Annotated in this window: 10 protein-coding genes; 6 read left to right on the top strand and 4 right to left on the bottom strand. The window is 62.5% G+C overall.

Annotated elements, in window-relative coordinates; all coding sequences use genetic code 11:
• Nucleotides 1-118: 118 nt before the first annotated feature.
• Nucleotides 119-385, top strand: coding sequence for a CopG family antitoxin (locus BLR51_RS25115; RefSeq protein WP_089852121.1), 267 nt, complete (start codon nt 119-121; stop codon nt 383-385).
• A 22-nt stretch (nt 386-407) separates the two neighbouring features.
• Here BLR51_RS25115 and BLR51_RS25110 read toward each other — a convergent pair whose 3' ends face one another.
• Both BLR51_RS25110 and BLR51_RS25105 read right to left on the bottom strand, forming a co-directional pair.
• A complete protein-coding gene (locus BLR51_RS25110) occupies nt 408-1,040 on the bottom strand; it encodes a hypothetical protein (protein WP_089852119.1) in 633 nt (210 codons plus the stop codon).
• A gap of 30 nt (nt 1,041-1,070) precedes the next feature.
• Nucleotides 1,071-2,015, bottom strand: a complete 945-nt coding sequence (locus tag BLR51_RS25105; protein WP_131821883.1) for a hypothetical protein — start codon at nt 2,013-2,015, stop codon at nt 1,071-1,073.
• A 116-nt stretch (nt 2,016-2,131) separates the two neighbouring features.
• Here BLR51_RS25105 and BLR51_RS25100 point away from each other — a divergent pair, with 116 nt between their 5' ends.
• The 5 genes from BLR51_RS25100 to BLR51_RS25075 all read left to right on the top strand — a co-directional run bounded on the left by BLR51_RS25100 (nt 2,132) and on the right by BLR51_RS25075 (nt 6,921).
• Nucleotides 2,132-2,374, top strand: a complete 243-nt coding sequence (locus BLR51_RS25100) for a helix-turn-helix domain-containing protein (RefSeq protein WP_207543696.1) — start codon at nt 2,132-2,134, stop codon at nt 2,372-2,374.
• A gap of 562 nt (nt 2,375-2,936) precedes the next feature.
• Nucleotides 2,937-3,149, top strand: coding sequence for a hypothetical protein (locus BLR51_RS25090; RefSeq protein WP_089852126.1), 213 nt, complete (start codon nt 2,937-2,939; stop codon nt 3,147-3,149).
• Nucleotides 3,094-5,010 (top strand): ParB/RepB/Spo0J family partition protein, encoded by a 1,917-nt coding sequence (locus tag BLR51_RS25085; protein ID WP_089852111.1) that lies wholly within the window; start codon nt 3,094-3,096, stop codon nt 5,008-5,010. The genes BLR51_RS25090 and BLR51_RS25085 overlap by 56 nt, the downstream gene beginning before the upstream one ends.
• A gap of 256 nt (nt 5,011-5,266) precedes the next feature.
• Nucleotides 5,267-5,494, top strand: a complete 228-nt coding sequence (locus tag BLR51_RS25080; RefSeq protein WP_089852109.1) for a hypothetical protein — start codon at nt 5,267-5,269, stop codon at nt 5,492-5,494.
• A gap of 170 nt (nt 5,495-5,664) precedes the next feature.
• Nucleotides 5,665-6,921 carry a DNA-methyltransferase gene (locus BLR51_RS25075; protein ID WP_207543695.1) on the top strand — a complete coding sequence of 419 codons (1,257 nt, stop codon included), beginning with the start codon at nt 5,665-5,667 and terminating at the stop codon, nt 6,919-6,921.
• Here BLR51_RS25075 and BLR51_RS25070 read toward each other — a convergent pair.
• On the bottom strand, nt 6,866-8,098 hold the full coding sequence (locus BLR51_RS25070; protein WP_089852107.1) for a hypothetical protein: 1,233 nt from the start codon (nt 8,096-8,098) through the stop codon (nt 6,866-6,868). The two genes, BLR51_RS25075 and BLR51_RS25070, sit on opposite strands and share 56 nt — an antisense overlap.
• Nucleotides 8,098-9,849 carry an AAA family ATPase gene (locus BLR51_RS25065; RefSeq protein WP_089852105.1) on the bottom strand — a complete coding sequence of 584 codons (1,752 nt, stop codon included), beginning with the start codon at nt 9,847-9,849 and terminating at the stop codon, nt 8,098-8,100. The genes BLR51_RS25070 and BLR51_RS25065 overlap by 1 nt, the downstream gene beginning before the upstream one ends.
• Between the last annotated feature and the right edge of the window lie 68 nt (nt 9,850-9,917).

Raw genomic sequence — 9,917 nt, 5'->3', positions numbered from 1 at the left:
GGGCGCAATGCCGTTGGCCGCTATCTGTTTATCGTCTTCACCTTCCGGACGAAGGACGAGGACACGCTGATCCGCCCGATCAGTGCCCGTTACATGCACCAGAAGGAGGTGGATCACTATGAGCAACGAAAAGACCCCTAAGCCCTTCCCGTCCTTCAAGACGGATGAAGAAGCCGAGCGCTTTGTCGATCAGGCCGACCTGACGGACTACGATCTGTCGGGCTTCAAGCCGGCATCGTTCGAGTTCGCGAAGAAGGGCGCACAGGTGAACCTGCGCGTGCCGCAGCCGCTCCTGGATGCCGTGAAAACCAAGGCGAAGGCACAAGGTATCCCCTTCACCCGCTACATCCGCATGCTGATGGAGCAGGACATTGCCCACCGCTAATACGCCTTGACCGCTGCTGTCGTCAGAAGCCCGGATCAGGGCAATCCGCTGTCCAGCCGGTCGACTCCACGGCAAAGGCACGGCCCCCGCCACCGGGATAGTTTCCGGCCGTAAGCGCAGCTTGGTCCGGCACCGTGCCGCTAAAATCCGCATCGACCTCATAGGCCCCAACCTCGGCGCTCATGGGCGCGGCGCGGCTGTAGACCGTCAGCACGAAGGGCGTGCGCCCTTCGGCGCGGGCGATCATGACCTTTTCCTGTCCCATCGAATACATCGGATACTCCGGGCAGCCGAGCGGTTCGAGGGTGACACCGCGCAGCCGCAAAGCCGTGATCAGGTCATAGTGGCCTTCCGATCCCTGCTTTTGCCAGCGAAACGCAATGCGGTCCTGCCCTGACAGGGTGACGGTGAGATCACCCAGGGAGTCTGCCGCCGCCGGAGACCATTCTGAACCGTCCGAAAGCGCCAGCAGCGCTTCGGCCATCGGCCCGGCATGGCCTGCCCACCGCCATTTGACGGCACAGTCGAAACCGCCCCCGGCCTGACAGCGCGCGACAAACCCCGCTTCGTTCTCGATAAGCGGCGTATCGGCAGCGGCCGCATGGCAGCCCCCGGCCAGGAGGGCGGCGAGCGCCACCACGCGTAGATTTTTCATCGCGGTCCCCTCAGGCAAATATAATGCAGGTTAAATTCTCATATTCGTGTCGATCCAGCTCAAAGCCGCAAACCAACTGGCACTGCCGAGAATGATCGCTGCCGGCAAACGATGCCACCACTTTGTGGGCGCACCTTCCCACCGAAGGATGGTCCGGCACAGCGCAATGGCGAGCACCAGCGAGATGATCTGGGCGGGATTGTCCTGAGAAAAATACACGATGACACCGGACAGGATACCTGCGGCGAAGCTTGTCGCGAAGGCAGTCACGACCGCCGTGCCGAAGGGACGGCGAAAGACAAACTTGACGATGAGCGCATAGAGCAGGCCGATGTTAAAGGCGACGATGCCGGCCGAGAGGCCAGTGCCCCAGAGCAGTGATCCCAACGAGATTTTTGAGGGCGGCGTACCGACAGTATAGCCAGAGGCGAGCAAAGCGCCCATCAGCGTGGCGGGCAGGATGAAGGCCAGCGCCGCGTCCGTCGCGGCCAGTCGAAAGCTGCCGCCCAACAGGCGGTGCAGGGTAAAACCTGCCACCACCCACGCCAAAGCTTCGGTGACCAGAACGAACCAGAGCAGATTATCAGCTACAGGATCGTCGCCGGGAATGGCACTGAGCTGGGGATAGACGAGGATGACCGCATGGACGGCGATGACGGCGAAAGCGGTGATTATTGCAGACCGAAGCACATCTCCCGCGTCAGCCCCGGTACCGCGCCGCCGCAGCCGGTAGGCCAGCACCGGATGGGCGATGGCCGCGAGAATGACCGCGAAGGGAGCCGCCAGCGCACCCAGAACGAGCGCGACGAGCGCGAAAATCCCGCCGCCGCCGCCGCCGCTTGCGGGCGAGCCCGCACCATTGACGGAGAAGCGTTTCTCCCGCCCTTGGCGGTGCATTTCCCGGTCGTAAAAATTGTCGCCGGAAAAATCCCGGCCCATCAAGCCGTCCCGATACTGCTGGTTGAAATCATTCATGATGCGCACCCTGCCGGCCGTAGCGTCGCGCAATGCCGCGTGACGCGGTAAGTCCAAAATCGGATTAGTCCAAAACAGGATTAAGACCAAGAGATATTCTTCCTCTTGGGGCGGCCGTGACCAAAAGCCTACGCACAGAGGGCCATATCGCCCTGATGCAGGCACTGGTCGCCGCGCGCAGGGACAGTGGCCTGACACAGCAGGACCTGGCAGAGCGCCTTGGGCGTTCGCAGTCCTTCGTCGCCAAGATCGAACTTGGCGAGCGGCGGGTGGAAGTCGTGGAACTGGTGGAGATCGCGAAGATTCTGGGCGTGCCGACCCGGCAGTTTATCGAACCGGTCGAAGCGGCCCTCGCCTGATCACTCGTGGAGGGTGAAACCCCGTTCCCGCTTGGGCGGGACATCCTTGCGGCTCCGGCACAGCCAGCAGGAGCAGGGGCGGCCGTGTGTCGAGGCAACCTTTCCGATCGCACGGGGTGACGGCGCATCGGCAGAGAGGCCATGCGCCCATAGCGCCATGACCTGGCGCGCCCGCGCCTTCATCCGCTCTTCATCCTGCCGCCGCCGCGCGCGCATCGGTGCGCTCCGTTCCGCTGTTCCTATAATTGCCAATTTTGGCGGGCGGCTTTGCCGCTGCCGCCTTCTCCATAGAACAATACAGGCACAAATCCAATGCCGCCTACGGTTTCGGGGGCGGTCACACTCTCTCCTTGTGATCCGTTTGCATCCCCATCGGTCAGTGTCGAGCCCTCTGCCATGCGCGGGCGCTTGTGCCGTCAACAGGAAGCCTCGGCTCCCCCGGCACTGCCTTGCAGCCGGTTCCCTTGCCGGTCCCCCCAATTTTCCTGTCTGACGCCGCGCCTTTGCGCCTGGCCCTCCGAGGGCACGCCCGATGGGGGCGATGCAAACCAAGGAGAAAAACATGACCAAAAAATCCGAAACCAAAGCGCCGGCACTGGTGGCCTGGCACGTCCGCGAAGGGAAAGCCGGCGGCAAAGCCTACTGGACCCGCATCGGCGCAGCCTGGCCACATCAGAACGGCGACGGCTTCACCGTGCAGATCGATCTGACACCGCTGGATGGCAAGATCATCCTCCTGCCGCCGAAGGCCGGCGACGACGAGGCGGGCGCATGAGCGCCCCCTCTCCCGTCTCCCAACAACAAGAAACGAAAAGGAAAATACCATGACAACACTCACTCACATCCCGCTCGACCAACTACATGTCTGGTCCGGCAACGTCCGCAAGTCCCGCAGCAAAGCCTTCATCGCGGAACTGGCGACATCCATCCGTGAACACGGCCTCTGGCAGAACCTGGTCGTCTGTCCTGACGAAAACGGCCACGCCGTCATTGCCGGTGCACAGCGCCTGAAAGCGCTTCAGCACCTCGCGCAGGCTGGCGACATTCCGCAGGATCATCCCGTGCCCTGTGTCGTTCACGCCGGCACCATCGATCCCGCTGAAATCAGTCTCGTCGAGAACGTGATGCGCGACAGCATGCACCCGGCCGACCAGTTCGCGGCCTTCCGCACCCTGATCGATGGTGGCGCGGCCATCGCGGACGTGGCTACCCGCTTCAGCACCACGGAAACCGTGGTCCGGCAACGTCTCAAGCTCGCGCGCGTGCATGCGTCCATCCTGGCGGCCTACCGCCGCGACAAGCTGACCCTCGATCAGGTCATGGCCTTCGCTGTCACCGACGACAAGACGGCGCAGAAAACCGTCTTCGACGGCATGACCCCGTGGACAAATGCCCGTGCCATCCGCGCGGCACTCACCGAACATGAGGTATCGGCCGAGGATCGCCGGGTGCAATGCGTGACCCTGAAAGGCTATCAGAAGGCCGGTGGCACGATCCGCCGTGACCTCTTCAGCGAAGGTGAGGCCGGTGTGTTCATCGAGGATGTGGCCCTGCTCGACCAGCTCGTGGCGGACAAGCTCGCGCGTGGCGTGGCGACCGTCCGCAAGGAGGGCTGGAAATGGGTAGAGGCGCATACCGTCTTCGACACGACCGACCGCACCGCCTATCAGCGCCGGCACCCGTCCCTGTCCCCGCTGTCCGAAGATCAGGCGCACGCGCTGGCCGCGCTTGAAACCGAGTATGATGCACTGGAATCCGCTTGGCTCGACAGCGATGATCACGATCGTCCCGCGCGCATGGACGAGATTGCCGACCAGATCGAGGCGATCAATGACAGCCGGCGCGAGGTTTTCGATCCGGAAACCCTCTCGATCGGCGGGGCCATCGTCAGCATCGGGTATGACGGCAAGCTCGCGGTAGAGCGTGGCCTGATCCGCCGCGAGGATGAACCGAAGCCCCAGCCGAAGGCGCAACCTGCCGCCGAAGCAGGGGACGAGCCAGCCCCGGCCCTCTCCGCTGCACTGCTAGAGGATCTGACGACCCAGAAATCCGCCGCCCTCTCGGCCGAGGTGAAGGACCAGCCAGATGTGGCGCTGGCCGCCGTGGTGCATGCGATGGTCTTGCAGGTGTTCTTCGAGCGGCACGGAGAAACGGCCCTGCAAATCAATCTCGGCATGACCAAGCTGGACAAGGCGACCGAGAGCGCCGCGATGCAGGCGCTGGCGCAGACCCGCTGTCAGTGGGGCGATCGCCTGCCGGGCAATGCGGAAGACCTCTGGCCCTGGTGCCTTGAGGCGACGCAGGACACGCTGTTGTCCCTCCTGGCCTTCTGTACCGCGTGCTGTATCAACCTCGTGAAGACGAAGAACGACCGCGACGGCAGCCCGCGCCTTCAGCACGGGCAACAGCTCGCACGGGCTACAACCCTGGATATGAACGACTGGTTCACGCCGCTGGCCGCCAACTACTTCGGTCGCATCAGCAAAGCGCAGATCATCGAGGACCTGACCGAGGCGCGGGACCAACCCCCTGCCCCCGCCTGGCTGAAGCTCACCAAATCCGAGCTGGCTGAACGGGCCGAGCGTGAAATCAGCGGCACGGGCTGGCTGCCCACACCACTACGCCGCGCCGCGTAAGCCTGATCGCGGTTTCCGCCGCAAGCGCCGGTCCCTTCGGGGATCGGCGTTTTTCTTGTGAACGGCCCCATGTGGGTGTCTCGATCTTTTGCGCCCGGCAGGGGCCGCGCGCGCCTGCCCGTCAACAGGAGGCCCGCTCCTTCGCTGGCGCTCCCGTGTTTCCTGTTTCCCACCGCAAACGGCGGTGACGGCTCAGGCTCCGACGCGCGGCGGATTCCCTGGGCACATCGAGATCACCAACAGGAGGACCGTCAAAATGAAGAACACCGAATATCACCGCATGGACTGGAACGGCATCGAGCTGGAAATCACCTATCACCCCTGGCTGCATGACATGGCGCGGATCAGCGTCGAGAGCCCCGTGCCGCTGCCCATCGCGCCGGAGGGCACGTACCGACACGCGCTTTCCACTGCCATCATCGAGGCTGCCGGCGGCCCCGTCGCTTACATCGACGTGATGCTGGAGATCGCGGACGGCGCATAGCCGCCCACTTCCGCATGTCGAGGCATCATGCCTCGGGTGGCTTTCGCCGGCTGGCGTGTCCTCCACATCCCCGACGACGAGGTTTCTGTAAAACAAAAAAGCTCTCTTTGTTCTTGTAACACGAAAAGCCATGAGCTAGGCTGTTATCGTGTTCAAATCAGTGAGGCGATATGGGTCGGCCGAAGGCGAATAAGCCAAGAAATTCAAATATTAACGTCAGGCTTACCGCCGAAGAGCGCGCGACATTTGATGACGTGGCTGCCGATCTCGGCTTTGCCAATGTCAGCGAGTACATCCGCTTTTTGCACAACCAGCGTGTCGGGGAGACCGTTCAGGCGACAGCGGCGGAAGACTTCAAGGCCCGCTACCCCAAGCGCCTGATCCGATCCTTCCACAAGACCCGCCTTGGCGAAATGATCTGGGGCGATTCCCGTGCATATTTGTTTAACGGGGCCAAACCGGACAGCGTGGACCTCATCATGACGAGTCCGCCCTTTGGGCTGGTGCGCAAGAAGAGTTACGGCAACGAAGATGCCGACGAGTATTGCAACTGGTTCCGCCCTTTCGCCGAGGGCTTCAAGCGTGCCCTGAAAGATGACGGCAGTCTGGTCATCGACATCGGCGGGGCCTGGATTCCGGGACAGCCGACGCGGAGCCTCTATCACTTCAAGCTGCTGGTGATGCTTGTCGAAGAATACGGATTCCACCTGTGCCAGGAGCACTATTGGTGGAATCCGGCAAAACTGCCGACCCCTGCCGAGTGGGTAAACGTGCGGCGGGTGCGGGTGAAGGACGCTGTAAATACTGTCTGGTGGTTGTCGAAAACGCCCTTCCCGAAGGCCAACAACCGCCGCGTTCTCGCGCCCTACAGCAAGTCGATGCAGGACCTGCTGCGCAATGGTTATGTCGCGAAGCTGCGTCCATCTGGGCACGACATTTCTTCTAAGTTCCAGAAGGATAACGGGGGCTCTGTCCCGCCAAACCTGCTCGCCATCGCCAATACGGAATCAACGAGCCGCTATCAGGAGTATTGCCGGGACAACAACATCCCGATCCACCCGGCCCGTTTCCCGCCTCAGTTGCCCGAATATTTTATCCGGTTCCTGACAGAGCCCGGCGATGTCGTGCTCGACCCGTTCGGCGGTTCGTGCGTGACCGGTGCCGTTGCAGAAGTGCTTGGTCGCCGATGGGTTTGCTGCGAAATGTCCGAAGAATATCTGGACGGCGCACTGGCTCGCTTTCAGCCGAGTCCGGTGCCGCTGCTCAAAGACCGCCCAGCAAGCTACGAGATTGCCCCACCCTGTGCCGTCCCTGTCGATGATGCTGATACACCGCTCTTCGCCGATGGCGGGGCCAAGCGCCCGCCGCGCGTCACGGAAGAGCAAGCAGAGCCAAAGCCCAAGCGTCGAGCCCGTGCGGCTGTTTGAGCGCTTCGAAATCGACACTGAAGGGTGCCGGCGCATCGGGATCGATCCGCGCCGGCGCATGGCGGGAGAGCGCGACAAGAGAGCGCGAGAGCAATGGCGCTGTCGCGCCTGTCGGCGCATAGCTTCGGCCATACCGTACAACCTGATCGACCGCTTCTCGGAAGCGCGTCGTTGCCGTGTCGCCGGCGATGTATTTGACTTCGACGACTGCCGCGACCGCATCCTGATCGCGGTCCACCACGATCAGGTCGGGCCGTTCCGTGCCAGTATTGATCCCGTAGGCTTGCAAGACCGCCCGCACGCGCAGTTCTGAAGGTTCGAGTGGCGGCGGCTGATGATACCCGGTGATTTGCTGCCAATAGATTGCAAACCTTCCGGCCGTCACGATAGGTCCGGAGGACTTCGCGCCCAGCAGGTGCAAATGCAGCGACCCCCCTGTCGCTTGGGCAAGCGCCTCGCCGATACTCAGCCCCACTGCCAGTTCAAACCGTCGCCAGTCTTCCAGTGGCGCGATCAGCGCTGACCGGGCAACACGGTCCATCGCATCCGCCTCCCCGCGTTCCAACCCCTGCAACAGTCGGTAGGCATCTACCGCAAGTCGATAGACTTGTCGCCGTGACCGCGCAGCGTCGCGGACCGAGGCCGCATTGGGGCGATGTCCCAGCGAAACCGCCCGTAGCGGTTCGCGCAGCGCATCGATCTTCTGTACGCTGCGAATGTCCGCCTGTGCCTTTTCAATTGTCGGCAGGTAAGGAGATGTGGTGCCCTGCCAGCTGAAAAGCCGCGCCGTATAGGACGCGGCCTCGCGCAGCACCCAAGCCAGCAGCAGATTCGGCCCGGTATTGAAGCTCCGGACCGGCTCATGCGTGACCAGCGCCGAGGGGATGCCGGACTGCTGCCGATAGAACCAGGTGCGCCGCGCGTCGAGGCGGCCCCGCGCCACTGCGTCATCCACTCGTTCCCGATAGGACAGCAAAGCCTGCGTTTCATGGGGATGCGCAAGCAGGTAGGCCGTCAGCTGCCGGACCGGTGCCGAAACCGCCCAGTGCCCCTTCAGGATATCGACATCCCGGCGCTGATCGAGGCGCGGAGCGGCACCTTCGATAGCAGCGCCGCTGCGGAAATATCTCAGCAGCAGCCCCGCCGTGTGATCGACAATCGCTGCATCCAGACTCATCAGATCGCCACGCCTTCCAGCCGGCGTGCCACCCGGTCGGCATCGGTCCCTGTGATCGCAAAAGCCGCGATCACAGCGTCAGCAATATTACGGGCATCCTGAAGCACGATGCCGTCCAGCATCGGCAGCAACACCATGTCAATCGCATCGAGGGCGGCAGCGCGCATCGCCGGATCAGCCGGCCCGAAGAAGGTGGCACCGGGGGCAATCTCGCGGATTGCCTTGATTGCATCGATGATCGGAGCCGGGCCGATAACGCGCGCAGCGTTGATCGCGTGCCACACATCTGCCAGCGGACAAACCGCGCCCGCCGGCGGCGCGACCTGTGCGGCATCGAGTGTCGCCAAATAGGTCGCGATGAATCCGGCAAGATCAGTCGGGGCATCAACATAGACCCAGCCGAAACGGCGGCTCAGCGCATAGGACATCTGGTAGAGCGATGCCTTATCGATAGAGTTGATCGTCGCGATCAGCCGCCAGGCCGGACCGGGCGCAAATTCATGTGCGGCCGCCCCCGCCTTGGGGCGGGGCAGGATAACGTAGGGATGACTGTCTTTGTCGCTCAGGTCTGTTCGGTAGGGCAGCGTGGTTTGCTGCCCTGAAAGCACCGTAAAAAGTGGACCGATCACCTTGTCGATGTCGCAACGGTTCATCTCATCGATGATCAATGGCTGGTCGAAGGAGCGCAGCAGAATCCCTGGCACGAAATCCACATCGCCGCCGCCGATGGGTTGGTAGCCTCCGATGATGTCCTGCGAACTCCAGTCTGAGGAACCCGTGACAAGTGTCCATTGACCGCCCGGCAGGCTGCTGGCGATCCATCGGGCCAGCGAAGTCTTGCCCGTGCCGGGCGGGCCGTAGAGCATGATGTGCTGTTTGCCCGACCGCAGCATGGCGTTGATCTGGCGATACACAGACGCGTCAATGCCGAGCAGGTCCGGGTTTACCGGGATGTCGATGTTCGCAAAATCAAGCTCTTCGACGGCTTCCGCTTCATCCTCTGCGCCATTTGCCGCAGGTTCCGGCAATGGCCCCGCCGCCGCCCAAGCGGCTTCAATATCCGCTTTCAGCTGTTCGGCCGTTGCGTCATCGCTCAGATCATAGATGGGAACCAGCCCGAGAGCCCCATCCTTCGGGCGCACGTGCAGCGCGGCACTAATCGCATCGAGGGCCTCGCCATAGGTCACGGTGCGCTGTGCTCCGTTGACTTCGACCGGAAACGCGTCAGTGCGCGGCCGCAGGCCCAGCAGCGCGGCGAATATATACACTTCCGGGTGCGGCGCGCGGTCAATGCTGCGGGAAAGCACGCCCGTTTCCGGATTGAAGGAGAAGGCATCCGAGGACGATCCGGCCGCAAGTGGTCCGTGAAAAACGAAGATCAGATTGGCTTCGAAATCATCAGAACGGCGGAAGGCACCCTCGCCGGTCTGAATCAGCGGCAGGATGCGAACAGCCAGCCCCGCTTTGTCGCCTTGGGCGGTGTTCGAGCCGCCGATACCGATTTCCTGTAGCTCGGCCGGCAAACGGGCAACCGCTGCGGCACCGGTGACATCAACATGGAGAAGCAGCCGGGGTGGCTTATTGCCGGAGTACTGCGGGTTTCCCCAAAATCCTGTCGCCTCATCGACGACATGGTTTCCGATGTTGTTGCCGCCTTTGAAGCCAGATCGGGAGAACTGAAAGCCAAGATCGCGCAGAAATGTATTCAGCCAGCTAAAAACAGCCTGCCTGTTCTCCGTTCCTGTTGCCATTACTGCGCTCCTGCCCTTGTTCTTCCTGGCGGCGGCGCGGGGAAACTTGTGCTCCCCTACTCACGATG

The organism is Salipiger marinus (genome assembly GCF_900100085.1).
GTDB lineage: Bacteria > Pseudomonadota > Alphaproteobacteria > Rhodobacterales > Rhodobacteraceae > Salipiger > Salipiger marinus.
This window is presented reverse-complemented; position numbering and strand designations above follow the sequence as displayed.